Below are 26,999 nucleotides of genomic sequence, written 5' to 3' on the forward strand. Positions count from 1 at the left end.
TCATCCGGTCGTTACGAACCACCTGACAGGCTCGGCAGGCGCATACTGGAACCAATGACAAGGCCCGCGGCACCCAAGCGCCACTTGCCCACCAGCCCCTTCAAGGCGCCGGTTACTCCACGGTGCGAACGGTTCGCTCTAGGAGACCGGGTCGTCCACGACACGTACGGTCTCGGCCGGGTGACCCGAGTCGAGGAGGAGATCGCCGTACTCGTCGATTTCGGATCCGAGCAGATTCGCATCCTGAGCCCGTTCAGCAAGATGTCCCATCTCTGACGCCGAGCAACTTCGATCTTCGGTCTCCGAGGACGCTTGGTGCGCCTAGGCCGCGGACGGTTTCGTCCGCGGTCCGGTTGGCGTGCTACCTGATCGTTCCGCTCGGCCGCCACGTCCTGAAAGCGAGACAGCCCCCATCGACACGACCGAGACCCCCCTCTTCTCCGCGCTCGAACCAGCACCAGCCCCGCCACGGCGCGAGTCAGCACAGCTGACGACTGACCTCTTCCGGGCCCCCGACTTCGGGCCGGACGATGTCGAACCAACCGACTTCGAGACGACCGGCCTCGACGCGCCCGCCGTCGCGAGCAATCGCTCCGCCGATCCCCGTCGTTCCGCGGATCCCCGTAGCTCCGCGGGTCCCCGCCGCTCGTCGGATCCTCGCCGCTCGCCCGATCCACGCCGATCCACGGATCCCCGTCGTCGCCGGGCGCGGCCCCGCCAGCCCTAGGCCCAGGTACGGCCGCGGTCAGCCACGGCAGCGACCGCGAGACCCAGCTCGACGTCAGCGACCTCGTCGTCACGCACCTGCACGGCTCCGGCATGCCGGAGCCGCTCTGACAGGTCGCGAAGTTCCTGCTCCTGGTGACGCTCGACGCCGTCCTGCGCGGACTCACCCTCCTGGCCTGACCGGCCCGGTGGCGGGCGCGGCGGACATGGTGGCACGGCATCGAACATCGGCATGTGTGTCAGTAGTGTTCGAGGGGCCGCTCACCTGGACACCGCTTGCCTTGTCGACTTGCCTTGTCGACGACACGCCACGCCACTCCAGGCCGTGGCACCGGCCGGGCGGGTGCCCGCACCGACGCGCGTGGATACGGTGGACGAGCACGAACGGAGCAGGTGCGAACATGCCGAATCGCATACCGTCGCCGTCATCGCCCCGGGCGGCGTCCCGGACCCCGGGCGACAGCCGCGACGACGCCGGCGCCGAGGCGATGCGCCTTGCCTTCCGGCGGCACGCGGCGGGCGTCACGATCGTGACGATGTCCGGGCAGCGCGGTCCGGTGGGCTTCACCGCGACCTCGGTGGCCTCCCTGTCCGAGCGCCCCCCGTTGCTCGCGCTGGCGTTGTCGGTCCGGTCGTCGATCGCGCCGACGCTGCGCGCCGCCGAGACGCTCATCGTTCACCTGCTCTCCCGGGACCAGCAGGACCTCGCCGCGCGCTTCGCCCTGCCGGGCGCCGATCGGTTCGCCGCGCCCACCCGCTGGCGTCGGCTCGACACCGGCGAACCGCTGCTGCTCGACGCGACCACCTGGCTGCGCTGCCGAATTCGGGATCGCTCCGCCACGGGCGACCACTGGCTGGTGGTCGCGGAGATCCTCGAAAGCCGGGTCGATCCCACGGCGGAGCCGCTCGTCTACCACGACGGCGGCTACGGCACCGTCCTCAAACACGACGACGGCCCCGGGACCGGCGGTAAGCCGGCCGGCGGCGGGGCGACCAGCACGGCCGGGACGGCCGGCGGCGCGGGGAATGCCAACGCCGCGGGGAAAGCCGCCTCCACCGGCAAAGCCAGCGCCGCGGGGAAGGCCGCGGCGGGCAAGGCCGACGGCGGCCGGAGCCGGAGGGACGGCGGCGGAAAGGCCGCCGAGGGCGATCTCGGCATTCGCGGCCGGTCGCCGTCCGGCCCCTGAACGGCTCGCGCGGCTACCGACGGCCTACCCAGCTCGGCGCGTAGCCCGCGCAACCGGGACCGGCCGGATCACGGTTTGCGCGCGAGGGCGCCGTAGGCGCTGACCTGTGCGTCGGTCGGCTCGTCCGCGGTGCCAGCCTCGTCCGGGCGCCAGCGGTGAATGAGCGCGACACCGGGATCAACGGGTTCCAGGCCGTCGAAGAACCGCGCGATCTGCTCCCGGGAGCGAGCGACGGCGGGCAGGCCGCTGCGGTGGTAGACCTCGGCCGCACGGGCGGCCTCCTCCGGTGCCAGGTCGGCGGTGAACTGGCTCAACGTCAGGTAACTCCCCGACGGCAGGGCGTCGAGGTAGGCGCGGATCAGCCCGTAGGGGTCGTCGGTGTCCGGGATGAAGTGGAAGATCCCGATCAGGGACAGGGCGACCGGCTTCGAGAGGTCCAACGTGTCGGCCAGCTCGGCCGAGCCGAGGATCTTCTCCGGTTGCCGCAGGTCGGCGTCCAGGTAGGCGGTGCGGCCGATCGAGGTGCCGGTGAGCAACGCCCGGGCGTGCGTGAGCACGCTCGGGTCGTTGTCCACGTAGAGCACCCGGGCGTCCGGGGCGATCGCCTGCGCGACCTCGTGCAGGTTCGGCGAGGTCGGGATGCCGGTGCCGATGTCGAGAAACTGACGGATGCCGGCCTCACGGGCCAGGTAGCGGGTGGTGCGGTGCATGAACGCCCGACCCTCCGCCGCCACGATCCGCGCGTTGGGCAGCACGGCCAACGGCTTCTCAGCCGCCTCGCGGTCCGCCGGATAGTTGTCCTTGCCGCCCAGGTAGTAGTCGTACATCCGGGCCGGGTGGGGGACAGGCTGACGACTACTCGTGGCCAGAGTGGCGGTGGCCCAGCTGCGTCACGCCCATGCTCACGCTCACCTTTGCCGGACAGTCCCGATGGTCACACCGGACTAGCGAGCAGGTTCGCTCCAGCAGGCGCGATGCGCGCAAAATGCAGCACCGTACCACCGTACGAGGGTGGTCGGTTCAGCTGTTCGCGGGCTTGGTGGTGGTTGCCGCCGACTCTTGTTCAGGGCGCCGTCCAGGGCCATGCCCGCATCGCCAGGGCGGCCACTGCTTCCAGTTCGCCGCGATCGGCGCCGTCACGGGCCTGTTGGGCCATGCCTTGCATGACCACGCTGGTGTACACCGCCAACGCGCGGGCGTCGGTGCCGGCGGGCAGTTCCCCGGCGTCAATCGCGACGTTGACGAGGCGTTCGAGCGCGTCGAGGTCGGTGGTGCGCAGGGCGCGCAGGGCCTGTTCGACCTCGGGTGCGTTGCAGTTGACAGCGGCGCTGATCACTAGGCAGCCGCGCGGCAGGTCGGGACGGGTGTAGGCCCCCGCGGCCTCGCGCAACATGCGGTCCAGTCCGGCCTTGAGGGTCGGCTCCTCGATCAGCGCCCTTGCGATGAAGGCGTGGTAGGTCTGGCCGTAGACCTGCACGACCTCGTCGAACAGCTCGCGCTTACTGCCGAAGGCCGCGTACAGGCTCGGGGCGCCGACACCCATTGCCGCCGTGAGATCGGCGATGGAGGTCGCCTCATAGCCGCGCTCCCAGAACAACACCAGGGCGTGATCAAGAGCCGCGGCTCGGTCGAACTCCCTGGGTCGTCCCCGTCGGACTGCTACCACATCCTCATTCTATACCGAACGCTAGAGAATCTGCTACAGTCCGAATTCTGTAGCGACCGCTTTAGAAGGATGTGGGCATGAGGACGCTGGCAGGCAAGACCGCGCTGGTCACCGGTGGCAGCAGGGGTATCGGCAAGGCCATCGCCGAACGGCTGGCCCGGGAGGGCGCGCTGGTCGCCGTCCACTACGGGAGCGACGAGGCAGCGGCCACGCAGACGGTAGCCACGATCAAGAGCGGCGGCGGCAGAGCGTTCCTGATCCGGGCAAGGTTCGGGGAGGCCGGCGACGCCACGGCGCTCTGGGAGTCGTTCGACCGGGGCCTGGCCGAGTTCACCGACACGCCAGGCCTGGACATCGTCGTCAACAACGCCGGGATCGTCGCCTACGCCGCCATCGGCGACGCCGCCGAGAAGGACTTCGACGAGATGTTCGCGGTCAACGCCAAGGCACCGTTGTTCATCCTCAAACATGGCCTGCACCGGCTCCGTGACGGTGGCCGGATCATCAACATCACCTCCGCGGCGGCCCGGATCGCCGTCCCGATGACCATCGCCTACTCGATGACCAAGGCAGCCCTCAACGTCCTGACCCACACCCTCGCCCAGGAGCTCGGGCCGCGCGGCATCACCGTGAACGCGGTCGCGCCGGGCGTCGTCGACACCGACCTCGCGCCCTGGCTCGCCGACCCGCAGCTAAGGGAGCGCACGGCCGCCCTGTCGGCCTTCCACCGGATCGGTGAGCCGGTCGACATCGCCGACGTCGTGGCCTTCCTCGCCTCCCCCGACGCACGGTGGATCACCGGTCAGACCATCGACGCGACCGGCGGCACCCTGCTCGGCGTGACCGTTTAGAAACCGAGACGATCATGACCTTGTCGGGTGCGTACGAGCCCAGCCCGTTCCGGCGGATCCGTGACCAGGTCGAGCTCTACGAGGCGACCGACGGGCGTGAGGGCGGCATGCTGGAGGACCGGCCGGTCATCATCCTGACCCACCGGGGCGCGACCACTGGGAAGCTCCGCAAGACGCCGCTGATCAGGATCGAGCACGACGGCGGCTACCTCGTGGTCGCCTCCTACGGCGGCGCGCCCACCCATCCCGTCTGGTACTACAACCTGCTCGCGCACCCGCTCGTCGAGGTGCGCGACGGTGCCATCACCCGCACCATGCACGCGCGCGAGGTATCCGGCGCCGCGAAGACGGAACTGTGGAAGACGGCCGACACGGCCTGGCCGCATTTCCCCGAATACCGCGCCCGCACCGACCGGGAGCTGCCGATGTTCCTCCTGGGCTCCCCCTGAACCCGCACCGCCCTCTCCCTTTCGCCCATGCAGTCTTTCTCCCCGTGCGACCCAGGAGGTCTCCCATGCCGGTTTCCAGCCGTGCCTGGCAACTCGCCGCCCGCCCGATCGGCGAACCCAAACCGACCGACTTCGTGTCCGTCACCACCACGGTCGCCGACCCCGGACCGGGTCACATCCTCGTCCGCAACGACTGGCTGTCCGTCGACCCGTACATGCGCGGGCGCATGGACGAAGGTGAGTCCTACATCCCACAGTTCGAGCTCGGCGAGGCAATGACCGGTCATGCGGTCGGGACCGTTGTCGCCTCCGGAGCCGACAACGTGCCGGTCGGGTCAACCGTGTTGCACTTCCTGGGCTGGCGCGAGTACGCCCTGCTCCCCGCCGCCGTCGAGGTGCTCGATACCCGCCTCGCCCCCGCCCAGGCCTACCTCGGCGCGCTCGGTATGACCGGGCTCACCGCCTACGCCGGCCTCACCCACATCGCCCCGGTCCGACGAGGCGACGTCGTCTTCGTCTCCGCCGCCGCGGGTGCGGTCGGGTCAGTCGCGGGCCAGATCGCCAAGCGCCTTGGCGCCGCCAAGGTCATCGGCTCGGCCGGCGGCCCCGGCAAGGCCCGGCGCCTCGTCGAGGACTTCGGCTACGACATCGGGCTCGACTACCGGGCAGGCGACCTACCCGGCCAGCTCACCAAGGCCGCACCCGAAGGCATCGACGTCTACTTCGACAACGTCGGCGGCGACCACCTCCAAGCCGCGCTCGGCGCGATGAACCTGCACGGGCGCATCGCCCTGTGCGGTGCGATCTCCATCTACAACAGCACCGAACCCCCACCCGGCCCGAGCAACCTGCCGCTCGCCATCGGCAAACGCATCACCCTGCGCGGCATGAACGTCGGCGACCACTACAACATCGCCACCGACTACATCCAACAGGCCACCGACTGGTTGCAAGACGGCTCGCTGCGCACCGAAGAGACCATCGTCGAGGGCATCGATAAAACCGTCGAAGCCTTCCTGTCCATGATGCGCGGCGCTAATACCGGCAAGACACTCGTCCACCTTCCATAGGGTTTTGCCAGGTCGTTGATCGTCTGGATTTGGGGTGCGGGATCTTCGTCTGGTTCGGCGGTCGTTGTGCATCCCTTCCCCGGTAGGGACGACGAATGAGTACGACGACAGACTCCCACGCCGTCAGGTACCACAGGGTGTGGGAACGACGCGTCACCGACCGGAAGATTCCAGGTGAAAAGACCAGCGGACCGCTGTCCTGACGGAAGCCCTGGTGGCCGCATCCTTGGCAGGACGAGCATCCGTGATGCATGTTCTTCCAGCCGCGCTCTCGGCCGAGGACGAGCCGGACCTGTCGTCGGCGCCAGCTGCGTCGTGGCCGACACGTGTCCATCGCTGGTGGCCACGGACCGCTTCGACCGCCCTCCCGCCGCATTGTTCCGCCTTCTCCCCTGTCCGGTTTGGGCCGGGGTTCCGCAGCGCGACGCCGCACGTCGAACGGCGGTGCACGTCAAACAGAAATGTCGTCCGCGTGCGCGAGCGGCTGGTTCGCGGTCTCGCCCGCGAACCGTCCCGCGGGCACGACGATCCGCGAGGCCACATGCTCCGCCTCGGTGGTGGGTACCGGCACGCGGCCGCGCGCCACCCGCACGCAGACCCGGGTCGCGTCGACGAGTACGACGAGGACCAGCAGGGCGAACGTCATCGCCAGGATCCCGTCCACCGTCGAGTTCTGCACGATCCTGTGCATGTCGTCGACGGTCTTGGCGGGCCCCAGAATCCTGCCGTCGTCGAGGGCGGCGGCGTAGCGGTCGCGCTGGGCGAAGAAGCCGAGCCTGGGATCGTCCGAGAAGACCTTCTGCCAGCTCGCGGTGAACGTGACCGCGACATCCCAGGCGAGCGGAATGCCGGTCACCCAGGCCCATCGCGCCCGCCCGCTCTTGATGAGCAGGGTGGTGGCCACCGTCAACGCGATCGCCGCGAGCAGCTGGTTGGCCAGGCCGAACAGCGGGAAAAGCTGGTTGATGCCACCGAGCGGGTCGGTCACCCCAGCCCAGAGGAAGTAGCCCCACGCACCGACCACCAGGGCGCTGCTCAGCCAGACCCCGGGCCACCAGCTCACCCGTCCGATCGGTTTCCAGACGTTCCCGAGCGTGTCCTGCAGCATGAATCGGCCGACCCGGGTGCCGGCGTCCACCGTCGTCAGGATGAACAGCGCCTCGAACATGATCGCGAAGTGATACCAGAACGCGGCAAGCCCGTTGCCGAAGGCGCCGGAGAGGAGGTGGGACATGCCGACGGCGAGCGTTGGCGCCCCTCCGGTCCGGGCAACCAGCGTCGATTCGCCCACCGCCCGGGCCGCGGAGTCGAGCGCGTCCGGCGTGACGGTGAATCCAAGGTGGGCGACCGCGGTCGAGGCCGATGCCGCCGTCGTCCCGACGACCCCGGCGGGCGCATTCATGGCGTAGTAGAGGCCCGGGCTGAGTACCGCCGCGGCGATCAGCGCCATCAGCGCGACGAAGGACTCGGTCAGCATCGCCCCGTAGCCGACCAGCCGGACCTGCGACTCCTTCTGGAGCATCTTCGGTGTGGTTCCGGACGCGACGAGCGAGTGGAATCCGGACAGAGCACCGCAGGCGATGGTGATGAAGAGGAACGGAAACAGGCTGCCGGCGAAGACCGGTCCGTTGCCCCTGGTCGCGAAGGGGCTGATCGCGTCCGCCTGGAGCGCCGGGAGCTCGACGAGAACCCCCACGGCGAGCAGGCCGATGGTGCCGATCTTCATGAATGTGGAGAGGTAGTCGCGCGGCGCGAGCAGCAGCCACACCGGCAGTACCGAGGCGACCAAGCCATAGCCGACCAGGCAGGCGACCAGTGTCTTCGGGCTGAGCGTGAAGGCGGAGGCGAGCCCGGACTCCTGGACCCACCGGCCGCCGACGATGGCCGCGAACAGTGCCGCGACGCCGAGGGCGGTGGCTTCGCCCACCCGCCCGGGCCGCACCAGCCGCACGTAGACGCCCATGAACAGCGCGATCGGGATCGTCATCGCGATCGAGAACGTGCCCCACGGGGAGTGCGCGAGAGCGCTCACCACGACGAGAGCGAGCACCGCCAGCAGAATGATCATAATGGTGAAGACCGCGAGCAGCGCCGCCGTCCCGCCCACCGGGCCGATCTCATCGCGGGCCATCTGGCCAAGACTCTTGCCATCCCGCCGCATCGAGAAGAACAGCGTGACCATGTCCTGCACCGCGCCGGCGAAGATCACGCCGACGACGATCCAGATCGTGCCGGGCAGGTAGCCCATCTGTGCCGCGAGCACCGGACCAACGAGAGGCCCGGCCCCGGCGATGGCGGCGAAGTGGTGACCGAACAGGACTCGCCGGTCGGTCGGCTGGTAGTCGACGCCGTTGTCGAGGCGCTCGGCCGGCGTCGCCCGGCTGTCGTCGACGCGCAGCACCCTGTTCGCCAGGAACCGCGCGTAGAACCGGAAAGCGATCGCGAACGATCCGAGGCCCGCTACCAGTATCCAGGCCGCGGAGACAGACTCGTCCCGGGAAAGCGCGAGCACGGCCCAGCCGATCGCACCGGTCACCGACACCGCGGTCCAGATGATGATCGACCGGAGCCGACGGGCCGCACCGCCGCCGGAGGCGCGGCCAGCGTCGGCCGTGCCGAGGTGGGCGGTCATGCATCGCCCCCGATGACCGAGCCCTCGCGGACCGGACCCGCGGAGACCGAGCCCGCGGGCACCGGACCCGCGGAGACCGAGCCCGCGGGCACCGGACCCGCGGAGACCGAGCCCGCGGAGACCGAGCCCGCGGCAGCCCGGCCGAACAGCTCCGTGAGCCCGATGTCCTGGGGTAGATCGCAGCTGAAGCGCCGAAATCCGAGACGGAACCGGCAATCAACCGCGACATCCCTGCCCAGCAGCCACGGATAGGCGAGCGGGTGAGCCATGGAACTTCCGACCGGATCCGCATCGAGTGAACGAAAGCCGCGATATTTGAGCGCGACGGCCCGTGGCGCCGTGCGCAGCCATGGCTGACCGGTGCAGCCACAGCACAGCCCGAGCGCGGCCCAGTCGAACACGATCACCTCGCCGTCGCGCAGCGCGGCGCACGCCCGCTCGGTGAGCCGAATCATCGAGTGCTTCCCCGCGCCGGGACCTGGTCGTGCAGCCGCCCTCCGGCGACCGTCACCAGCGCCCGGCGCGCGGTCGAAGCATCCAAAACGCCCCGTTCCGGCCTGTCTCCGTGATTTTCGCCGTGGGCCATACAGTCTCCCGTGATCGCGCGGTCGCCCTGTTTATAGCGGGCTGGCCATCCGATCGGTGAATTCCTGTTCGCGACGGTGACGTCGCCGGGAGACTTGTCCCCGCTTGTGGGGGTCCGCGGGAAAGAGAGGCGCCGGTGAATCGTTAGTCCGTGGCCGGAGTGTCCAGGTTGCGGCCAGTGTCGGGATCGAACAGGTGCAGCTGGTGGGTGTCCAGCCAGAGCTCGGCCTGCTGGCCCTCGTGGACCCGGCTGGCCGCGTCGAGCCGGGCGACGATCTGTTCCGCCCCGCTGGAGAGGTCGACGGTGCCGGCGTCGTGGGCCAGCTCCTCGAGGTCGGCGATCCGGGCCCGTCCGCCGGTCACCGTGAAGTAGGCGAAGCTGTCCGAGCCGAGCCGTTCCAGCACGTCCACCGTGGCCGTGAACCGCAGCCCCGGGCGGTCGGTCACCTGCTCCAGCGCGGCGTCCTCGAAGTGCTCGGGCCGCGCTCCGACGATCAGCGACCGATCGCCGGCGGCGCCGCCGTTCCAGGCTTCCAGCAGCCGCCGCTGCCGGTCGTCCGGGGCGATGTTCCCGAACGGGGTGCGCAGCTCGCCCTCCTCGACGGTCGCCGGCACGAAGTTCATCGCCGGCGAGCCGATGAAACCTGCCACGAAGACCGTCGCCGGCCGGCCGTAGAGCTCGGTCGGCGTGCCGACCTGCTGGATCCGCCCGGACCGCAGCACCGCCACCCGGTCGCCGAGCGTCATCGCCTCGGTCTGGTCGTGGGTGACGTACACCGTCGTGGTGCCGAGCTGGTTCTGGAGCCGGGACACCTCGGTGCGCATCTGCACCCGCAGCTTGGCGTCCAGGTTGGACAGCGGCTCGTCCATCAGGAACGCCTTCGGGGAGCGGACGATCGCCCGGCCCATCGCGACCCGCTGCCGCTGCCCGCCGGAAAGCTGCGCCGGCTTGCGGTCAAGGTGCTCGGTGAGGTCGAGCACCCGGGCCGCCTCCTCGACCTTCCGGTCGATCTCCTCCTTCGGCCTCTTCGCCAGCGCCAGCGCGAAGCCCATGTTCTTGCGCACCGACATGTGCGGGTACAACGCGTAGCTCTGGAACACCATGGCGATGTCGCGGTCCTTGGGCGCCAGGTCGTTGACCACCTTGCCACCGATCCGCAGCTCGCCGGAGGTGATGTCCTCCAGGCCGGCGATCATGTTCAGGGTGGTCGACTTCCCGCAGCCGGACGGGCCGACCAGGATGACGAACTCGCCGTCGGCGATGGAGAGGCTCGCGTCGTCCACCGCGAGCTGGCCGTCCGGGTACCGCTTGGTGACGTGGTCGAGAACGATGTCCGCCATGGCCGGGCCTACCCCTTCACCGCGCCGGACGTCAGCCCGGCGACGATCCGACGTTGGAACAGCAGCACGAAGATGATGATCGGGATGGTGATGACGACCGCCGCCGCCGCGATCGAGCCGATCGGCTGGGCGAACTGCGACGCCCCGGTGAAGAACGCGATGGCGGCGGGGACCGTCCGCGACCGCTCCGTCGACGTCAGCGAGATGGCGAACAGGAAGTCGTTCCAGCAGAAGATGAACACCAGGATCGCGGTGGTCACCATGCCCGGCGCGGCCAGCGGGGCGATGACCCGCAGGAATGCCTGCAGCGGGGTGGCGCCGTCGACCTGAGCGGCCTTCTCCAGGTCCCACGGGATCTCCCGGAAGAACGCCGACAACGTGTAGATGGCCAGCGGCAGCGAGAACGTCAGGTACGGGATGATGAGCCCGATCCAGGTGTCGAAGATGCCGATCTGGCGCCAGAGGTTGAACAGCGGGCTGACCAGGGAGATCTGCGGGAACATGGCGATCAGCAGGGCCAGCCCGACGAGCAGCCGCTTGCCCGGGAAGTCGAGCCGGGCGATCGCGTAGGCGGCCATCGACCCGAGCACCACCGCGAGCACGGTGGAGATGATCGCGATTCCGAGGCTGTTCAGCAGCGCCCGGGTGAACAGCGACTCACGGAAGATCCCCCGGTAGTTCTCCAGGGTCCAGTGATGCGGGACGAAGCTGCCGTCGGTGATACTGGCGGGCGTCTTGAAGGACAACGACAGCAGCCACAGCAGCGGCACCAGCGATACCCCGATGATGACGAGGTTCGCGGCCGACCAGCCGACGAGCGCTGAGCGCTGCCCGGACGGCCGGCGGCCGCGCACGGCGGCGCCGGAGGTGCCGGCGGTACCGCCGGCCCCGGCGGGAGCAGAGGCAATGGTGGCCATCAGCGACGGTCCTCCCCACCGGGCGCGGCTGCGCCGAACCCCTTGACGAAAACGAATGCGAGGAGCGCCACGACGAGGAAGATGAGCACCGACAAGGACGACCCGACGCCCAGGTTCAGCGCCGTGAACAGGTTGTCGTAGCCGAGGATCGAGACCGACCGGGTGTCATAGGACCCGCCGGTCAGCACATAGATGCTGTCGAAGATGCGGAACGCGTCCAGCACCCGGAACAGCAGCGCGACGAGAATCGCCGGCTTCATCAGCGGCAGCATTATCCGGGTCAGCCGCTGCCAGGCGCTGGCTCCGTCCATCTTCGCCGCCCGCAGCAGCTCCTCCGGGACCAGCGCCAGGCCGGCGAGCAGCAGCAGCGCCATGAACGGCGTCGTCTTCCACACCTCGGCCAGGATGATCACCGCGATGCCCCAGACCTGCGAGCTCAGTGGGGTGGCGTCGCCGAAAAGGCCGGAGAGGTAGCCGGTGTCCGGCGTCCACGCGTACCGCCAGCCGAACGCGGCGACGACGGTCACGATCCCGTACGGGATGAGGATCACCGTGCGGATCAGCCCGCGACCGACGAGCGCCCGGTGCATGGTCAGCGCGAGCGCCAGGCCGAGCACGAACTGGATGGCCACCGAGATGACCGTGATGATGACGGTCACCGCGAGCGCCTGCCACCACAGCGACGACGAGAGCACGGTCCAGTAGTTCGCCAGCCCCACGAACTTCGAGTCGTCCGGGAACCGCAGGTCATAGCGCCGCAGCGACAGGTAGATCGCGTAGCCGATCGGGTAGGCCGTCACCGCGAGAATGACGATGACCGCAGGTGCGCACAGCGCCCAGCCGAGCCGCCGCTCCGCCCGCGCCCCCGCCGAGAGCGGCGCCTTCCGCGGTTTCGCCGGTGCCGGGTCGCCCGGTGCCTCTGTCACGTTCGTGGTCGCTTCCGCTCCGCTCACAGTCACGGCACCAGTCCCTTCGACTCGATGGCGTCGGAGATCGCGCCGCGCAGGTCGCCGAGCCGGCCGAGGCTCGCGGCCGACGGTGGTGACAAGGTGTGCGCGATCTGCAGCGACACACTCTGGTAGGCCGGCGTCTGCGGCCGGACGCTGGCGTTCTTCAGCGCCTGGTAGATAGCCGCCGCGAACGGGTAGCCACCATCGATGAACTTCTGGTCGGTGTACAGATCTTCGATCGTCGGCGGCAGGCCGCCGTCGACCGCGTCGCGGATCTGGTTGTCCCGCCCGGTCATGCACTCGATGGCCGCGGTCGCCTCGGCGCCGTGCCGGCTGTGGGCGCCGATCGCCAGGTTGTAGCCGCCCACCGTGGTGTGCGAGGGCTGACCGGCGACGAGCGAGGGCCACTGCGTCCAGCCGATCTGCTCCGCGAGCTTCGGGTTGTTCTGCCGCGCAGACGGATAGATGAACGGGTAGTTCAGCTGGAAGGCGGCCGTCCCGGTCTCGAACGCGAGGCGGTTGTCGTCCTCCTTCTGGTTCGACCAGGACGGGTCGGCGGCCGGCGAGTGCGCGAGGGCCCGGATCGCCTCGACCGCCTTTTCCGCCGGCGCGCCGAGCACGACCTTGGTGCCGTCGTCATTGAGGATCTGGCCGCCGGCGGAGGCCACCAGCGAGTTGAACAGGACCGTGTAGCCCTCGTACTGGGCGCCCTGCACCTCGACGTAGTCCGGTTTGCCTTCCGCCGCGAGCTGCTTCGCGTCCGCCAGCATCTCGTCCCAGGTCTTCGGCGGGTTCGGCACCAGGTCCTTGCGATACCAGAGGAGCTGGGCGTTGGTGTTCAGGGGCACGGCGTAAAGCTGGTTGTCCCAGGTACCGGTCTGGACCGCGACCGGCAGCATCCCGTCGGTGAGCCGCCCCGCCTCGGTGGCCGGGAACGGCACGATCCAGCCGGCCTCGGCGAACTCGGCGGTCCAGGTCACGTCCAGCGTGAGGATGTCCATCGAGGAGTCCTCGGCGGCGAGCCGCCGCACCAGCTGTTGGCGCTGCCCGTCCGAGTCGTTCGGCAGCACGTTGGTGCTGATGGTGTACCGGCCGTTCGACGCGGCCGAGCAGTCCGCCGCCGCCTTCGCGAACGAACCGGACGACTCGTTGTACACGTACCAGGTCAGCCGAACCGGGCCTTTACCGCCGCTCCCGTCGCCGGAATCCCCGCAACCGGCCAGCGCGGCCCCGGCGGCCAGCACCAGCGCTCCCACGACGGCCGCCGTAGACCGGCCCTGACGGGCGCCGAAACGCCGGCCAGGTCGACGAGGTCCACGGGGCCGACGGGATTGTCGAATTCTCATGGGCCGTGCTCACCACCCCACGTCGCATTACCAGGGGCGACGCGCGGGCGGAGGCGTTCATGGCCGGATGGTGTCCGTCCATGCCACCGACAACCGGGCCACGTCGTCCCGGATCGTGCATCCACCGGCCAGGTGGCCGACGGTGGCTCCGCCATTCCCAGGCGCATGAACGTGTAAACCCGGCGTCACGGGACTATTTCTAACAGTGTTCCTCTGGTAGCGCTAGGTGTACCGCACAGCCACGGCCGTCCCGGGCCGGCGGATCCCCGCCGCCCCGGGACGGCCGCACGTCGGTGTCGGCGTCGGCGTCGGCGTCGGATGGCGAAATCGGATGGCACAAGCAGTCCCGGCGGTCGGGTCTGGAATGCCGCCACGGCTGGCCGTTTCCGGTCGAGAGGACTCAGCTCCGGCCGGCGGGATGAGTCAGCCGCCGTGGCAGCAGACCTCCAGCTCCATCCCGTCCAGGTCGCGGAAGAACAGTGACCACTCGGACCCGAGCCGCTGGATCTCCCCGGTGTCGGCGCCCAGCTCGCGCAGCCTGTCGCGGGTGGTTTCGAGGGTCTCCAGGGAGTCGACCGCCAGGGCGAAATGGTCGATCGGGCCCCGGCCGCCCGCGCGGCGCCTGTCCCCGAGGATGTCGTCAGCCGGCGCCTCGAAGACGTTGAGCGCGGCACCCCCACCAAGATCGAGGATCACCATGCGCGGATGGTCGTCCCGCGCCGCCATCTCAAACGTCACCTCGGCCCCGAAGGCGTCGACATAGAACTTCACGATCCTGTCCATGTCAGGCGTCATTGTGGCGACGTGGTTGAACCCGGTTGTGATCGGCATCTGTGTCCTCGATTCGGTCTGTACCGGTCTCGATAGCGTCTGCGTGCTCGCTTCACACCGGATCTCAGTATGACGCTAAAACCTCAAGTCACCTTCAGCTCAACTCCGTCGGCGACGCGACGGTGCGACCGCGGGGTCGGGCGATGGACGGCGGGCGGGCCGCCGATGGCGACGGCGGGCGCGGGACGCGCTGTCGTGGCGTCAGCCGAGGGTGGACTCGGTGACCGACGGGCTGCCCGAGCCGAGGAAGAAGATGCCCCGGTAGCCGCGAGTCTCGAAACCCTCACTTGGGTTGTTCCGCAGCGTCGACTTCTCGATCGTGAGAGTTCCGGTGCGGTCGTTGCTGACGAAGAAAACCGCTCCGCCGCCCTCGGCCGCGCGGTTGCCCTCGACGACGCTGCCCGCGATCAGGACGCGGAACAGGTTGCCGTCGGTGTAGATCGCTCCGCCGCTGCCGCCACCCGGCGTGCCGCCGCGAGCCGGGTTCGCGCCGGACCCGATGGCCTCGTTGTCGCGAAACACGCTGTTCAGGACGGTCCACGAGACGCCGATGCTGCTCAGCGCGCCGCCGTTGGAGCAGGACCCGCCGACGAAGGTGCTGGCGACCACGTAGACCGGGCGGTCCTGGAACTGGTCCAGCACCCGGACCGCCGCGCCGCCGAGGTCGGGGCCCGTCTGGTCGCACCGGTTGTCGACGAACGCGGAACGCACGATCCTGAACTGCCCGCCACGAACGAAGATCGCCCCACCGCCGCCGCCCTCCACGTGGTCGCCGGTCGAATTGCCATCGGCGAACGTCAGGTTCTGCACGGTCAGGCTCGGGAGATCCTGGTCGTCGCAGTGCGAGGTGGTCCACCCCTGGGCCTGGTCGCACGTGTTCATGTAGAGAATGCGGTGCCGACCGCCGCCGCTCAGGGTGACCAGGCCTCCGCCGTCGAGGACGACCCGTGGGCTGGCCGCGTTCACCACCTTGGCCGTCGCGGTCATGGTGATGGTGACCGGAGCGGGACCGCAGGCGAAGGTGATGACTCCTCCGGCGGCGACGGCGGCCACCACCGCGTCGGAGGTACAGCTGGCCCGCGTTCCGTTGCCGACCACCCGGGTCGGGTGCGAGGTGTCGACCGCGGCCGCCTCGGCCGGGACGGCCGCCGTCCCGCCGGGATTTCCGACGGCGAGGTTTCCGACGGCGGCGTTTCCGTTTCCGGTGGCCGGATTTCCGGCCACCGGCCCGCCGGGACCCGGCCGGCCGGACGGGTCAGCCGCGGGGGGCGACGAGACCTGAGTGGACGACGAGACCAGCGGAGGGCTCGGGGCCGCGGCCTGCGCCGCGAGAGCCGTCGGAGCGGCCGTCACGCCGGCGGAGAAGGTGACCGCCGGGTCCGCGGTGGCGCCGCCTGAACCGCAGGCACCGACGCAGCCGACCAGCAGGCAGACCAGGACGACGACCGGCCAGGGCGGCGTCCGCGACCTGCCTGCCTTCGTTGCCATGCGCGCACGCTAGTCCGGCGAACGGGACTTCTCGAAGGCTACTTCGATCAACAGATACCCTACCCTAGATTTTCGGCCCTCGGCCGGTGGGCGCCGACGCTCTCGTGTCGTAAGCGGCCTGGGTAGCGGGCGGATGGTGTTTTCGAGGACTCACGAGGCGCGCGGCCGCGGGGATGGCGGATCTCCGAGGGGATGGCAGACCTCGAAGGGCGCGCTGCTGCCGCCCCAGTGCACGACGCGTCCCGACCAGAGCGGGACACAGTCGCCGACGGTCAGAGATCGGATGGCGGTTCCGTCATCGATACCGTTGCCGAAGCACCAGTCGTAATAGACATACGCATCCCTTGTCAGCCCGCCCGCGGCCAGGCGCAGCACTATCCCGGTGTCGCCCCACATGTCCCGCACGCAGGTCTCCGGCGCGTCCGGTCCACCGCCGACCGGCGCGGCCCGGATCGCCGCGAGCAGCGCCGCCGCGCCGGCCCCGCGGAACTGGTGGGAGGCCTGGAGCCCGGGGCTTCCCGCCGGGCGGTGCAGGTCGTACTGGCAGACCGCGATGGTGTCCACGGTGTCCAGCAGAGCCACGTCGAACGGTGCGGGCGGGCGGGCGAACCGGCCGGCCTGGATCGGCGAGCTGACGTCGCAGCCGTAGTGGTCGACAGTGGCCTGGCGGGCCGAGCCGATGATCCGCCCAGCATCGTCGAGGTGCGCGTCGTCCGCCAGGACGAACACCTTCGCCGAGCCAACCGTGCGAACGACGCGGGTCCAGCCGTCGGCGCTCACCCGCCCGTCCGGCGTCTCGTCGACGCCACCCGCCGCGGGGGTGGCGGCGAACCAGACGTGCGGGGCCCAGTGTTCGCGAGGCACCCCGCCGCCGTGCAGATCCAGGTTCTCGCCGCCGGAAACGCAACCGATCAACAGCTCGAACACGTCGCCGCCTCTGGTATCGACGTACGGCTGCTCGGGAAAGGAGGCCGGTTGTCCTCTGTAGGCGCACCAGTCGGCGCCGGGCGCCCGCGCATACCCCCAGGAGGCCGGGACCTGCACAACCATGTCGAGGAACGACTCGAACCGCCATCCCGGATCCGGTCGTGCCATCTCCTGTGGGGATGGTGGGCGCTCGGACCGGGCGGTCTCGCCGCCGTCCGCCCGCCCAACCGCGAACACCGTGCCGCCGACGATCAGCACGATGGCGACCGGTAGCCCCACCATCCAGAGCAGAGCCCGAGGCCCGCCGTGCCGGGCGGCGGCGAGGCGCTGGACCACGGAACGCGGACGCGGCACGCGGATCGGACGAATTCTCATGGCGGCCTCCCCCGCCTTCGACGCGCTGTCGCGAGCTTCGGTTCCAAATTTCAGCCGGCTCGGACGGCGCCGTCACGGCCCGGGGCGGAAGGTGGCAAAGATCCGCCACATCAGGGCCTGCTGGCCGTCCCAGTCGGTCTGCGGCATCCGCCAGCGCAGCGCGTATCCGTGGCCGTTGCGGACGACACCGAGATCCAGGACGTGGATGGTGCGCCCACCCGAGTTGAAGGTGAACTCCCAGATGGCGGCGCTCGCGCCGTTCCCGCCGTCGGCCGGGCGGATGGACAGGAGCCGATAGCCCGGTGACTGCGCCCGGACGCTTCCTTCCAGTGACCGCCAGGCGCCGATGGCGGACGGTCCGGCCGTGGCCTGGGCCTCGACCAACAGCTCCGGATAGCCGCTCGCGGGGGCGAAGACGGTTCGGTCGGCGCCGCGCGGGGAGGTCGACCACTCGCTCGGCACCGCGACCGACCAGCCGGATCCTCCGGAACGCGTGGTGTAGCCCTCCGGCGGCCGCGCCGGGGTGGTACTGGTCGGAATGAGTGCGCCGAGGCTGGTGTCGTAGTCCTGCGCCGGCGCCGCGTTCGTCCGTGGGTCGCCTGAGGCCGCGGAGCCGCCCGCGCTCGAAGGCGGGAGTGACGAGCTCGGTGTCGCCGGTGTCGGCGTCGGCGTCGAGGATGCGATCGGGCCGGACGAGGAAGACACCGGTCTCTGCGATGGCGGGGCCGCGGTGGGCGTGGCGGTGCCGTCGTCGGCGAGCGCCAGGCCCACGGTGGTCCCCACCGCCAGGAGCGCCGCCAGCACCGCCGCCGCGATCACTGACGCCCGTCGGCGCGAGCCGTTTCGCCTTCCATCAAGGGGTACCGGGACGGCGCCAGCGTCGTCTCGTTCGGCGTCGTCCGGTTCGGCGTCGTCCGGTTCGGCGTGGTCGGGTTCGGCGTGGTCGGGTTCGGCGTGGTCAGGTTCGGCGTCACCCGGCTCGGCGTCGGCGGGATCGGTGCCCTGGTCGGGTTCGACGCCCGCGTCGGCATCGGTGCCCGCGCCATGTCCGGCGAGGTCGCCGGGCTCGGCGACGGCGTCGGATTCGGCGGTCGCGTCGGGCTCGGCGGGCACCGCGGGCACGTTCGGTTCAGCAACGGCGTTCGGCTCGGCAACCGCGTTCGGCTCGGCGGTGGCGTCAGCCTCCGGTTCGTCCGCGCTGGCCGCGTCGACCATGTTGACCGTGCCAGCCACGTTCGCCGGGCCGGCGCTGTCGACGTTCGCTCCATGGTCCGCTGCACTGTCGGCCGCCAGGTCCGGTCCGGCGCCATTCGGCTGCCCCGGACGGTGGCTGTCGGCGAGGATCTCCAACCACGGGTCGGACCGGTCGGCCTCGCGGGGACGGGAGGGGCGCCGAGCGAGCGCGGCCCGTCTGGTGTGTCTGCGCCGCCCGCCCGCGGCGGACGCCGCGCCGTCCAGGACCTCGTGAAGATGACCGCGGATCTGCGCGAGCGACGGCCGCCTGTCGGGGTCGGCGTCCAGCATGTGATCGATGACGCCGCGTAGGAAGCCCGCGTGGGTGAACGGGCGCCTGCGGTTCTCCACGACGGCGGTCAGGGTCGCCAGCGCCCCCTTGCCCTCGAACGGGGGCGCGCCTTCGACGGCGGTGAACAGGGTCGCTCCCAGCCCCCAGACGTCGCTGGCGTTCACGGCCCGCGCACCGCGGACACGTTCCGGGGCGATGTAGGCCGGCGAACCGATCAGCGTTCCCGCGTTCGTCAGAGTTGTTTCGCCGTGACTGACCGCGATGCCGAAGTCGGTCAGGCGTGACTGGCCGTCGGCGGTGACCAGGACGTTGCCTGGCTTGACATCACGGTGGATGATGCCGGCGTTGTGAGCGGCCTCGAGCGCGTAGGTCAGGCTGATGCCGATACGGGCGACCCGCTCAGGTGCCAGTCGTCCGGAGTCCGCGATGAGCTGGGACAGCGAGACGCCGTCGATGTACTCCATGACGATCCAGGAACGCCTGTCCGCCTTGAGCACGTCGTAGACCGCCACCAGCCCCGGATGCCGCAGTCGAGCCGCGGCGCGTGCCTCGCGCATCACCCGCTGTTCGGCGAGGTCGAGTTCGGCCGCCGACCCCATGGGCGGTAGCCGAACCTCCTTGATCGCCACCGGGCGGCGCAGCAGAACGTCCTCACCCTCGTGGACGGTGCCGCCACCGCCGCCACCGATCACTCTGCCCAGCCGGTACCGACCGCCCAGATACCCTTCCGTGCCCTGTCCGTCGGGGGCACCGGTGGTCGGCATCGCTTGACCCGCTTTCAGCGATCTTCTTGGGATTTACGGTTCACTTACCCAACGGCACAACGGACAACACGCACGTTACCCAGTCACCGTCGTCGGCATGCGCCGCGCGGAAACGGTGCCCTGGTCGCCGAGACCGTCGCGAACGCGACCCCTCGCCAGGGTCGAACGCGCCCCCTCGCCGGGGTAATGTCTTTCACAGTTCGTCGGGGTACGCCCCGACCGTGACCGTGGAGGACGCCATGCCTGCCCCGGGTTGATACCCGGGTCACCGGCTTCCTTCGGTGTGCCCGGGTTCCGTCTTCGCAACGACCCCGTGATCATGCACACCTCGAACGGAGCACCAGCGTTGTCCGATCCAGACTGGTACCGAACCTTCTTCACCGAACTGCCGAACGAGTTCTGGCGCCGGGCCGCCGCCCCCGCCTGGACCGTCGCCGACGTCGACTTCATCGTGTCCGAGCTCGGGCTGGCTCCCGGCTCGCGGATTCTCGACGCACCGTGCGGCAGCGGCCGGCACAGCCTGCTGCTCGCCGCCCGGGGCCACCGGGTAAGCGGCGTCGACATCTCGACGGAGGCGGTCACACACGCCCGCGCGGCGGCCGCCGCCGCCGGGCTCGACGTCGATTTCACCGTCGACGACATGCGCAACGTTCCACGGACCGGCGCGTTCGACGCGGCCGTGTGCCTGGGCAACAGCTTCGGATACCTCGATCCGGCCGGCACCGCGGAGTTCGTCGCCGCGCTCGCCGGTGCCGTGCGCCCCGGCGGCGGGCTCGTCATCGACTTCAGCGCCACGGCGGAGTCGGTCCTACCGGGCTTCACCGGCGAGCGGGACGTCATGCGGACCGGTGACATCGAGGTCGAGACACGCACCGAGTACGACCTGGCTGAGAGCCGGCTGCTCAGCCAGTACACCTTCCGCCGCGGCAGCCAGGTCCTCGACGCGACGGCAGTGCACCACATCTACACCAGCGGTCAGCTGACCGGATTCCTGCGAGCGGGCGGCTTCACCGTGACCGGCCGGCACGCCGGCCCGGACGGCGCCCCGTACGAGCTGGGCTCTCCTCGCCTGCTCCTCCTCGCCCGCCGCTGACCCACCCCATCGCCGGCCGTGCGGGACACCGTCCCGCACGGCCGGCACCCGGGGCCGTTGCGCCGTGACCGCCAGCCGACATCTGCGCACCGGCGTCTGGACGGACAATTACGATCTCCGACGTGGCAGCGGTCACGGTTAGAACCGGGCGCCGCCCTCGGCGGCGGCCGGTGCCGGCATGGCGGGGCGGCAGCCGGACTCCGGGGGTGTGTTCGCGGGCCAGGCCCGACACCCGGGCCATCGTGGTGGCCGTGCTGGCGTTGTTCGTCGTTACCGCGCTGGCCGCCTGCGGCACCGTGTCGAACCCGGTGCCGGACGTCGCCCGACCGATGGCGGCGCCGAGCGCGCCGGTGCTCGCGGTCCCCGGACCGTCCACCGCGTCGCCGGGGTGCGGGGACCCGACCGCCAGCCTGCGGCCACCGGCCGTCCTTCCGAGCCCTGGCGCGATGCCGCCCGGTTCCTATCTCGAGACGATCGCCAAGCGCGGATATCTGACGGTCGGGGTGCGGCTGGACACGCCGCCATTCGACTCGCTCAATCTCGACACCAATCAGTTCGAAGGCTTCGAGATCGACATCGCGAAGCTGGTCGCGGCGGCCATCTTCGGCCCGGTGGACGTGGACAAGCACGTGAGGTTCCGCGCGCTGACCGCGGCCGAGCGGATCTCCCTGGTGCAGAAGGGGGAGCTCGACCTGACCACCGCGACGATCACCGTCACCTGCGGCCGGCTGGCTCAGGTGGACTTCTCGTCCGTCTACTACCTCACCGCCAAGGCGGTCATCGTCCAGCGCGGGTCGGGTTTCCGCGGGCTGGACGACCTCGGCGGACACCGGGTCTGCGCGGCCAGCGGCACCACGTCGATCCAGCGGGTCGTCGACGCGCCGTCGCACCCCGTCCCCGTACCGGTCGCCAACGCCGCCGAATGCCTGGTGGCGTTGCAGAACGGCTCCGTCGACGCCGCGGTGAACGACGAGATCGTGCTGGCCGGAATGGCCGCGCAGGACCCGGAGACCGAAATCGTCGGCCAGGGGCCCGACGACGTGCCGGTGGCCGCCGCCATAAGCAAGGCGCACCCGGATCTCACCCGGTTCGTCAACGGCGTGCTCGCGGCGGCCACGCGGGACGGCACGTGGACCAGCATCTACAACCAGCGGCTGCTGGCCGAACTGCACCGCCCGGCGCCGGTGCCGCCGGCCACCCGTTACCGGGACTGACGGCCGAGGGCACGGTCGTGTCCGCGCTGCCGCACGAGGGCGGCATGCGGTACCGGGTCGTGGTTCGGGGGGCCGACGGAAAAGGACCTGATCAGGGCACCTCGCCGGCGGCCTACCCGACTCTGTGGGGGCCGGCGGGTGAAACTCCCGCTGGCCACCCGGAATCCGATGCTGGAGATCAGTTTCGGATGGGCAGGATCACCGCCGAGGGGTGGGCCGGGTCGTGGTACACAGATTGATCGGCGGCGCGCAGCGCGGTGGCGGTGGCGTGGGGTTCGCCGGTTCCGGGGTTGCGGGCGTAGCGGGGGAAGGCGCCGCTGGAGACCTGGACCCGGATGCGGTGGCCGCGCTTGAACCGGTACGCCGTCGGCCACAGCCGTACTGACGCACAGGAGATCTGACTGGCGACGGTCAGGCTGGCCAGACCGTCGCAGAGGTTGTGGGAGCGGCCGCGGGGGTCGACGTCACAGAGGCGGACGAAGACGTCCGCGTACGCGAGGCTGGAGCGGAACCAGATCTCGGCGCTGACCTCTCCGATGACCTCGACGTCCTCGTCGAGCGGCGCAGTGGTGTAGGTGAGCACGTCCGGGCGGGCCTCCAGCGCCCTGTTGTCAACGGACCCGCTGTCGCGGGTCATGCGCACCCCGCCGACCGCTGGGGTCGGATCGGCTGGGTCGTAGCGGTAGGTGTCCGCCGCCGATTCACCGGAGGGCTCGGTCGACAGTGCGCCGCCAGGCTGGAGGTGGTATCGCCGTGGTGAGTAGCCCTTCGGCGGCCAGGAGTCGAAGTCGCGCCAGGCACCTTCGCCCATCACGTACAGGCGCACCGGTGCGCGGTCCGGGGACTGCTCGCCGCGCGCATGGGCGAGGCCGAACGTGATGGCCTCCCGCAGCGGCGTGCCGTCGCGGGCCACGTGTACCCAGGGACCGACCGTCAACTGGGCCGGCCGGCCGGCCGCCTGCAGGATCTGGAAGTCACGAAGCTGGCCGGGCAGGAAGATGTCGAACCAGCCGCCGACCGAGCAGACCGGAACGGTCGCGTCGGCCAGCCGGTGCCGGTGGTCGATCCCGGCCCACCGAGGCGCGTCCGGGTCATGGGCGAGGATGTCCTGGAGGTAGTCCGACCGGTGGCCGAGGGCGGCGATGTCGGCGTCGGCGAGCGGAACCGTGGACAGCGCGCGGCGAACCATTCTCGCCCCGAGAAGCTGCCGGACGATCGCCCACCGGCGTTCCTGGCCGGCGACCATGACACCCCAGTTGAACGGCGTCTCCAACGACATTCCGTCCTTCCGCAGGAATTCCAGCGTCAGGGCGGACTCGGTCATCAGCGTGATCATCGCCTTGACCTCGGGCGGGAGACGGTCGGCCACCGCCCACTGCACGTAACCGAGGTAGCTTGCGCCGAAGAGCACGATCGAGCCGGCGAACCAGGGCTGCTTGACCAGCCAGTCCAGCGTCGCCAGGCCGTCATCCCGCTCCTGCCGTAACGGGTCGAACACGCCGCCGGAACCGAACGTGCCCCGCACGCTCTGGATCAGCACCTGAAACCCGCGTTCGGCCAGCGGCCTGGCCATGGCCGAGCCGACTATTCCCCGCCGGCCGTAGGGCGAGCGCAGCAGAGCGATGGGTAAGGACTCGCCCCCAGCACGCGGTGCCCACCGGTCCGCCAGCAGTTCGACCCCGTCCGGCATCGACACCCGAAGATCCCGCTGAACGACCAGGTCCCGGGTAGACGGCGGGGGAAGCTTCAACTGGCGCTGAATGAGACGACTGCTCAGGTTCACTGGCTGCTCCAGGTCATGCGTGGTGGTGGGCCGTTTTTCCCTTTCGCGGGCGCGGTCACGCGGGGAATCGGACGTAGTCGAACTCGACGGGCGTGTTGTTGATCCCATGCTTCGGGGGCGTAAGCCAGCTGGCGAACTGGCCGGGATCGAAGATGGGCCCCATGAGCCCGGACACCTGTGCCATGTCGTCGGCCGTCGGCAGCCAGTCGCCGAGCCGGGCGTGCCAGGCCGCCTCGTCGAGGATCTCGCCGTCCGGCGAGATCCGGTGGCCGACAAACGCGCCGACGGCGCGGTTGAAGCCAATGTGCGGCAGCGTCAGCCGAACGTCGACGCCGGCGTCCGCGAGCGCCGCGTTCCAGCGCCGCACGCCGGTGGCGCAGTCGGCCGCGTATTCATTACGCAGGTCCAGGTTCAAGCCGGTGAGCATCGGCACGGTGCGCGTGGTGAACGCGCCGTCGCGGACCTCCGGCACCTCAAGGATGGCCTCGGTGAGCACGTGGTCGTCGCGGCGGCGGGTCTCCAGCCAGCGGCCCTTGAGCCCGGTGGTGAAGTAGGACGCCACGTTCGACGACGTCTCCGAGCCGAACAGGTCCAGCGACACCGAGTAGTGGAAGTTGATGTACTTCTGGATGACGGACAGCGGGATGCCGCCGTGCCTCCACAGGTCGTCGGTGCCGTGCGCCCGCATCAGCTCAGCGGTCCGCTCCACCACGCGCTGTACGCCGGTGATGCCGACGAACATGTGGTGGGCCTCTTCCCTGAGCATGAACTCGCAGGTGCGGGCGAGCGGGTCGAAGGCGCTTTCCTTCAGCGTGCCGAGCTGGTACTTGCCGTCGCGGTCGGTGAAGTAGGTGAACATGAAGAACGCCAGCCAGTCGGGCGTCGCCTCGTTGAACGCGCCGAGGATGCGCGGCCGGTCGGAGTCACCGGAGTTGCGGCTCAGCAGCGCCTCGGCCTCCTCCCGGCCGTCCCGGCCGAAGTAGGCGTGCAGCAGGTAGACCATCGCCCACAGGTGGCGGCCCTCCTCGACGTTGACCTGCAGCAGGTTGCGCAGGTCGTAGAGGCTGGGCGCGGTCGCCCCCAGGTGGCGCTGCTGCTCGACGGAGGCCGGCTCGGTGTCCCCCTGCACGACGATGAGCCGGCGCAGATCCGAGCGGTACTCGCCGGGAACCTCGTTCCAGACCGGCTCACCCTTGTGCATCCCGAAGCCGATTTTCTTGTCGGGGTCGCTCTCGGCCAGGAAAATACCCCAGCGGTACTGCTCCATCGGCACGTGGTCGAAGTGCGCCCAGCCGTCCCGGCCGACGGCGACGGCGGTGCGCAGGTAGACGTCCCGGGTGGGCAGCGCGGGCCCGAGCCGGCGCCACCAGTCGAGAAACGCCGGCTGCCAGCTTTCCAGCGCCCGCCGCAGGCGGCGGTCGCCGGCGAGGTTGACGTTGTTCGGGATGCGCTGCGTGTAGTCGACCGGGCTGAGCGGCCCGGCGGGCGCCGGCGCGGCACCGACGGCCACGGCCGCGTCGGGAGTGGTCACGATCAGACCCGCTTCCTGTCGTAGTCGGCGCGGCGGCCGGTGCCATAGCGCCCCAGGGCGCCGTTCGGGCCGGCGGCGTTCGGCCGCTGGAAGATCCAGTTCTGCCAGGCGGACAGCCTGCCGAAGATCTTGGTTTCGAAGGTCTCCGGGCCGGCGAACCGCAGGTTGGCCTCCAGGCCCGTGAGCGCGTCTGGGGAGAAGCTGGCGCGTTCGGAGAGCACCAGGCGGATCTCGTCGTCCCAGTCGAGGTCGTCTGGCGTCGCCGTCACGAGACCGGCCCGCGCCGCCTCGGCGGCAGCCAGGTCCGTGCCCGCCGTGGCGAGCGCGCCCTCGAGCGCGGCCGGGTCGCCCCGGAACCGGACGGCCAGCCGGCTGACGCCGGCCGACGTCGGCAGCGGCCCGGCGTTGAAGCCGTCAAGCCGGAGGACAGCGGCGGGTGCCGGGTCGTCATCCTCGGTGAACTCGCCGTCGAGCATGTACTGCCGGTCGGCCGCCAGCGCGAGCTCCAGCAGGCTTCCGACGAAGCAACTACCCGGCTCGACCAGCGCGATCAGGCTGCGCGAGCTGGCGTCCAGGCGGCGAAGTGTCCGCTTCCAGAACTGGATGACCTCGTTGACGAGCCAGTCGTCGCGGTGCGCGAGCAGCAGCTCGTCGACGGCGGCGACCGCCGCCGGGTCGCCCTCGGTGCGCAGCACCCAGGTGCCGACGGACAGCTCGTTGACCCGCAGCCGCAGGACCGCGTCGTCCAACGCGCGGGCGACGGCCAGCGGCCAGCAGCCGGCGCCCTGGGTGTGCACGTCCTCGAGCGAGGCCGGGGTCGCCGCCGGCCCGGTGCCCGGCCCGAGGACGGTCAGGTACGCCGTCGACGACGCCCGGTCGACGACGACCCGCAGGTGGTCGTAGCTGGTCGTGTCCCCGTCGACGGCGCGGCGCAGCGGCGTGAGCCGGATCCCGGCCGCGGCATCCGGCCGGGGCGAGCGGGCGACGGCGGCCTCGACGCGGGCAGCGAGCGCCGCGCCGAACCCACCCGGAGGCACCGCCTCGTCGACGAGGCCCCAGGCGACGGCGCGGGCGCCGCGCACCCCCTCGGCGGTGGTCGCGAAGACGTCGGCGAGGTCGCGGCGCACGGCCCGCTTGTCGACCATCCGGGTCAGCCCGCCGGTGCCGGGCAGCACCCCGAGCAGCGGGACCTCGGGCAGCGAGACCGCCGACGAGCCGTCGTCGACGAGCAGGATCTGCTCGCACGCCAGCGCGAGCTCGTAGCCGCCGCCAGCCGCCGTGCCGTTCAGTGCGGCGAGATAGGTCTGACCCGAGTGCGCGGTCGCGTCCTCCATGCCGTTACGGGTCTCGTTGGTGAACTTGCAGAAGTTCACCTTCCAGGGGTGCGACGACTGGGCGAGCATCCGGATGTTCGCGCCGGCGCAGAACATCCGCTCCTTGCCGCTGGTGACGACGACGACCTTGACCCCGGGGTGCTCGAAACGAAGCCGCTGGGTCGCGTCGTACAGCTCGATGTCGACGCCCAGGTCGTAGCTGTTCATCTTCAGCTCGTAGCCGGGCACGATCCCGCCGTCCGGGTCGACGTTCAGGGCCAGCGTCGCGACCGGCCCGTCGACCGACAGCCGCCAGTGGCGGTACCGGCCGGGCTCGGTGTCGAACGACACCGCCACGGGGCCCGCAAGCTCCGCGGACGGGGTCGCCGCGTCGGTCACGGTCATCCGGCCTCCCAGTTTGCTACACAACTGTGC

22 protein-coding genes are annotated in these 26,999 nt (G+C 70.4%); 7 read left to right on the plus strand and 15 right to left on the minus strand.

Annotated features, from left to right (window positions below; genetic code table 11):
- Positions 1-54 precede the first annotated feature (54 nt).
- Entirely contained in the window at positions 55-276 is a 222-nt protein-coding gene (locus FRCN3DRAFT_RS0232710; protein ID WP_027141145.1) for a hypothetical protein, read from the plus strand.
- A gap of 851 nt (positions 277-1,127) precedes the next feature.
- Positions 1,128-1,913, plus strand: a complete 786-nt coding sequence (locus FRCN3DRAFT_RS0232720) for a flavin reductase family protein (RefSeq protein ID WP_007507959.1) — start codon at positions 1,128-1,130, stop codon at positions 1,911-1,913.
- 68 nt (positions 1,914-1,981) lie between these two features.
- Here FRCN3DRAFT_RS0232720 and FRCN3DRAFT_RS0232725 read toward each other — a convergent pair whose 3' ends face one another.
- Together FRCN3DRAFT_RS0232725 and FRCN3DRAFT_RS0232730 are read right to left on the minus strand one after the other, a co-directional pair.
- Entirely contained in the window at positions 1,982-2,782 is an 801-nt protein-coding gene (locus tag FRCN3DRAFT_RS0232725) for an SAM-dependent methyltransferase (protein ID WP_035925474.1), read from the minus strand.
- Positions 2,783-2,976: 194 nt separating this feature from the next.
- Positions 2,977-3,579 carry a TetR/AcrR family transcriptional regulator gene (locus FRCN3DRAFT_RS0232730; protein WP_269799841.1) on the minus strand — a complete coding sequence of 201 codons (603 nt, stop codon included), beginning with the start codon at positions 3,577-3,579 and terminating at the stop codon, positions 2,977-2,979.
- Positions 3,580-3,656: 77 nt separating this feature from the next.
- On the opposite strand from FRCN3DRAFT_RS0232730, the gene FRCN3DRAFT_RS0232735 reads away from it, so the two are divergent.
- The 3 genes from FRCN3DRAFT_RS0232735 to FRCN3DRAFT_RS0232745 all read left to right on the plus strand — a co-directional run bounded on the left by FRCN3DRAFT_RS0232735 (position 3,657) and on the right by FRCN3DRAFT_RS0232745 (position 5,949).
- The gene (locus FRCN3DRAFT_RS0232735; RefSeq protein WP_007507953.1) at positions 3,657-4,430 is read left to right on the plus strand and encodes an SDR family oxidoreductase; all 774 of its coding nucleotides are present in this window, start codon (positions 3,657-3,659) and stop codon (positions 4,428-4,430) included.
- 14 nt (positions 4,431-4,444) lie between these two features.
- Entirely contained in the window at positions 4,445-4,879 is a 435-nt protein-coding gene (locus FRCN3DRAFT_RS0232740; protein WP_007507951.1) for a nitroreductase family deazaflavin-dependent oxidoreductase, read from the plus strand.
- Positions 4,880-4,944: 65 nt separating this feature from the next.
- Entirely contained in the window at positions 4,945-5,949 is a 1,005-nt protein-coding gene (locus FRCN3DRAFT_RS0232745; RefSeq protein WP_007507948.1) for an NADP-dependent oxidoreductase, read from the plus strand.
- Between the two features lie 451 nt (positions 5,950-6,400).
- Here the strand turns inward: FRCN3DRAFT_RS0232745 and FRCN3DRAFT_RS0232750 are convergent, their stop codons facing one another.
- The 10 genes from FRCN3DRAFT_RS0232750 to FRCN3DRAFT_RS0232795 form a co-directional block, all read right to left on the minus strand.
- Entirely contained in the window at positions 6,401-8,581 is a 2,181-nt protein-coding gene (locus tag FRCN3DRAFT_RS0232750; RefSeq protein ID WP_007507946.1) for a carbon starvation CstA family protein, read from the minus strand.
- Positions 8,578-9,036 carry a hypothetical protein gene (locus FRCN3DRAFT_RS47330; protein WP_007507944.1) on the minus strand — a complete coding sequence of 153 codons (459 nt, stop codon included), beginning with the start codon at positions 9,034-9,036 and terminating at the stop codon, positions 8,578-8,580. The genes FRCN3DRAFT_RS0232750 and FRCN3DRAFT_RS47330 overlap by 4 nt, the downstream gene beginning before the upstream one ends.
- Before the next feature lie 274 nt (positions 9,037-9,310).
- Positions 9,311-10,507, minus strand: coding sequence for an ABC transporter ATP-binding protein (locus FRCN3DRAFT_RS0232760; protein WP_007507942.1), 1,197 nt, complete (start codon positions 10,505-10,507; stop codon positions 9,311-9,313).
- Positions 10,508-10,515: 8 nt separating this feature from the next.
- The gene (locus FRCN3DRAFT_RS0232765; RefSeq protein WP_007507940.1) at positions 10,516-11,424 is read right to left on the minus strand and encodes a carbohydrate ABC transporter permease; all 909 of its coding nucleotides are present in this window, start codon (positions 11,422-11,424) and stop codon (positions 10,516-10,518) included.
- Positions 11,424-12,350, minus strand: a complete 927-nt coding sequence (locus tag FRCN3DRAFT_RS0232770) for a carbohydrate ABC transporter permease (protein ID WP_035930523.1) — start codon at positions 12,348-12,350, stop codon at positions 11,424-11,426. The genes FRCN3DRAFT_RS0232765 and FRCN3DRAFT_RS0232770 overlap by 1 nt, the downstream gene beginning before the upstream one ends.
- Positions 12,351-12,379: 29 nt before the next feature.
- Positions 12,380-13,630, minus strand: coding sequence for an ABC transporter substrate-binding protein (locus FRCN3DRAFT_RS0232775; protein WP_027141147.1), 1,251 nt, complete (start codon positions 13,628-13,630; stop codon positions 12,380-12,382).
- Positions 13,631-14,143: 513 nt separating this feature from the next.
- Positions 14,144-14,551, minus strand: coding sequence for a VOC family protein (locus FRCN3DRAFT_RS0232780; RefSeq protein WP_007507934.1), 408 nt, complete (start codon positions 14,549-14,551; stop codon positions 14,144-14,146).
- A 201-nt stretch (positions 14,552-14,752) separates the two neighbouring features.
- On the minus strand, positions 14,753-16,039 hold the full coding sequence (locus FRCN3DRAFT_RS0232785; RefSeq protein WP_007507932.1) for a hypothetical protein: 1,287 nt from the start codon (positions 16,037-16,039) through the stop codon (positions 14,753-14,755).
- A gap of 150 nt (positions 16,040-16,189) precedes the next feature.
- Positions 16,190-17,341 carry a hypothetical protein gene (locus FRCN3DRAFT_RS0232790; RefSeq protein WP_007507930.1) on the minus strand — a complete coding sequence of 384 codons (1,152 nt, stop codon included), beginning with the start codon at positions 17,339-17,341 and terminating at the stop codon, positions 16,190-16,192.
- Between the two features lie 72 nt (positions 17,342-17,413).
- Positions 17,414-19,630, minus strand: coding sequence for a protein kinase domain-containing protein (locus tag FRCN3DRAFT_RS0232795; protein WP_007507928.1), 2,217 nt, complete (start codon positions 19,628-19,630; stop codon positions 17,414-17,416).
- 346 nt (positions 19,631-19,976) lie between these two features.
- Here FRCN3DRAFT_RS0232795 and FRCN3DRAFT_RS0232800 point away from each other — a divergent pair, with 346 nt between their 5' ends.
- Together FRCN3DRAFT_RS0232800 and FRCN3DRAFT_RS0232805 are read left to right on the plus strand one after the other, a co-directional pair.
- Complete coding sequence (locus FRCN3DRAFT_RS0232800) at positions 19,977-20,723, plus strand: SAM-dependent methyltransferase (RefSeq protein WP_007507926.1); 747 nt, start codon at positions 19,977-19,979, stop codon at positions 20,721-20,723.
- A 251-nt stretch (positions 20,724-20,974) separates the two neighbouring features.
- The gene (locus FRCN3DRAFT_RS0232805) at positions 20,975-21,937 is read left to right on the plus strand and encodes a glutamate ABC transporter substrate-binding protein (protein ID WP_157845283.1); all 963 of its coding nucleotides are present in this window, start codon (positions 20,975-20,977) and stop codon (positions 21,935-21,937) included.
- 178 nt (positions 21,938-22,115) lie between these two features.
- On the opposite strand, the gene FRCN3DRAFT_RS0232810 is transcribed toward FRCN3DRAFT_RS0232805, so the two are convergent.
- The 3 genes from FRCN3DRAFT_RS0232810 to boxC all read right to left on the minus strand — a co-directional run bounded on the left by FRCN3DRAFT_RS0232810 (position 22,116) and on the right by boxC (position 26,969).
- Positions 22,116-23,627, minus strand: a complete 1,512-nt coding sequence (locus FRCN3DRAFT_RS0232810) for a CocE/NonD family hydrolase (protein WP_232794334.1) — start codon at positions 23,625-23,627, stop codon at positions 22,116-22,118.
- Between the two features lie 148 nt (positions 23,628-23,775).
- Positions 23,776-25,251, minus strand: coding sequence for a benzoyl-CoA 2,3-epoxidase subunit BoxB (boxB, locus tag FRCN3DRAFT_RS0232815; RefSeq protein ID WP_007507919.1), 1,476 nt, complete (start codon positions 25,249-25,251; stop codon positions 23,776-23,778).
- 2 nt (positions 25,252-25,253) lie between these two features.
- Positions 25,254-26,969 carry a 2,3-epoxybenzoyl-CoA dihydrolase gene (gene boxC, locus FRCN3DRAFT_RS0232820; protein ID WP_007507917.1) on the minus strand — a complete coding sequence of 572 codons (1,716 nt, stop codon included), beginning with the start codon at positions 26,967-26,969 and terminating at the stop codon, positions 25,254-25,256.
- Positions 26,970-26,999: the final 30 nt, after the last annotated feature.

It is taken from the genome of Pseudofrankia saprophytica, from assembly GCF_000235425.2.
In the GTDB taxonomy this organism is placed as follows: domain Bacteria; phylum Actinomycetota; class Actinomycetes; order Frankiales; family Frankiaceae; genus Pseudofrankia; species Pseudofrankia saprophytica.

Bases quoted from the DNA above. Each gene is read 5' to 3' on its own strand.
- FRCN3DRAFT_RS0232760 (WP_007507942.1), bottom strand. From the start codon at position 10,507: ATGGCGGACATCGTTCTCGACCACGTCACCAAGCGGTACCCGGACGGC.
- FRCN3DRAFT_RS0232720 (WP_007507959.1), top strand. From the start codon at position 1,128: ATGCCGAATCGCATACCGTCGCCGTCATCGCCCCGGGCGGCGTCCCGG.
- FRCN3DRAFT_RS0232765 (WP_007507940.1), bottom strand. From the start codon at position 11,424: ATGGCCACCATTGCCTCTGCTCCCGCCGGGGCCGGCGGTACCGCCGGC.
- FRCN3DRAFT_RS47330 (WP_007507944.1), bottom strand. From the start codon at position 9,036: ATGATTCGGCTCACCGAGCGGGCGTGCGCCGCGCTGCGCGACGGCGAG.
- boxC (WP_007507917.1), bottom strand. From the start codon at position 26,969: ATGACCGTGACCGACGCGGCGACCCCGTCCGCGGAGCTTGCGGGCCCC.
- FRCN3DRAFT_RS0232785 (WP_007507932.1), bottom strand. From the start codon at position 16,039: ATGGCAACGAAGGCAGGCAGGTCGCGGACGCCGCCCTGGCCGGTCGTC.
- FRCN3DRAFT_RS0232795 (WP_007507928.1), bottom strand. From the start codon at position 19,630: ATGCCGACCACCGGTGCCCCCGACGGACAGGGCACGGAAGGGTATCTG.
- FRCN3DRAFT_RS0232710 (WP_027141145.1), top strand. From the start codon at position 55: ATGACAAGGCCCGCGGCACCCAAGCGCCACTTGCCCACCAGCCCCTTC.
- FRCN3DRAFT_RS0232745 (WP_007507948.1), top strand. From the start codon at position 4,945: ATGCCGGTTTCCAGCCGTGCCTGGCAACTCGCCGCCCGCCCGATCGGC.
- FRCN3DRAFT_RS0232750 (WP_007507946.1), bottom strand. From the start codon at position 8,581: ATGACCGCCCACCTCGGCACGGCCGACGCTGGCCGCGCCTCCGGCGGC.
- FRCN3DRAFT_RS0232735 (WP_007507953.1), top strand. From the start codon at position 3,657: ATGAGGACGCTGGCAGGCAAGACCGCGCTGGTCACCGGTGGCAGCAGG.
- FRCN3DRAFT_RS0232790 (WP_007507930.1), bottom strand. From the start codon at position 17,341: ATGAGAATTCGTCCGATCCGCGTGCCGCGTCCGCGTTCCGTGGTCCAG.
- FRCN3DRAFT_RS0232810 (WP_232794334.1), bottom strand. From the start codon at position 23,627: ATGCCGGACGGGGTCGAACTGCTGGCGGACCGGTGGGCACCGCGTGCT.
- FRCN3DRAFT_RS0232740 (WP_007507951.1), top strand. From the start codon at position 4,445: ATGACCTTGTCGGGTGCGTACGAGCCCAGCCCGTTCCGGCGGATCCGT.
- FRCN3DRAFT_RS0232780 (WP_007507934.1), bottom strand. From the start codon at position 14,551: ATGCCGATCACAACCGGGTTCAACCACGTCGCCACAATGACGCCTGAC.